The 293-nt window shown below is 49.5% G+C and carries 3 tRNA genes; all 3 read left to right on the top strand.

Going from position 1 to position 293, the window contains the following annotated elements:
- Window positions 1–13 precede the first annotated feature (13 nt).
- The 3 genes from FC60_RS09210 (at window position 14) to FC60_RS09200 (ending at window position 250) form a co-directional block, all read left to right on the top strand.
- Window positions 14–88 (top strand) — tRNA-Asp (locus FC60_RS09210).
- 12 nt (window positions 89–100) lie between these two features.
- Window positions 101–173 (top strand) — tRNA-Phe (locus FC60_RS09205).
- 6 nt (window positions 174–179) lie between these two features.
- A tRNA-Gly gene (locus FC60_RS09200) sits at window positions 180–250 on the top strand.
- Window positions 251–293: the final 43 nt, after the last annotated feature.

The following is a 293-nucleotide window of genomic DNA, read 5'->3' as shown; positions in this document are numbered from 1 at the left end:
CCCGCAATTATTTGGTCCATTGGTCTAGTTGGTTTAGGACGCATCCCTGTCACGGATGAGATCACGAGTTCGAGTCTCGTATGGACCGTTTGCATATTTTGGCTCGGTAGCTCAGTTGGTAGAGCAACGGATTGAAGCTCCGTGTGTCGGCGGTTCGATTCCGTCCCGCGCCACTTTATGCGGGTATAGTTTAGTGGTAGAACCTCAGCCTTCCAAGCTGATGACGCGAGTTCGATTCTCGTTACCCGCTTTTTAAAATTAAATATGGGTCTATAGCTCAGCTGGTTAGAGCG

This window comes from Limosilactobacillus gastricus DSM 16045 (assembly GCF_001434365.1).
Taxonomy (GTDB): Bacteria; Bacillota; Bacilli; order Lactobacillales; family Lactobacillaceae; genus Limosilactobacillus; species Limosilactobacillus gastricus.
This window is presented reverse-complemented; position numbering and strand designations above follow the sequence as displayed.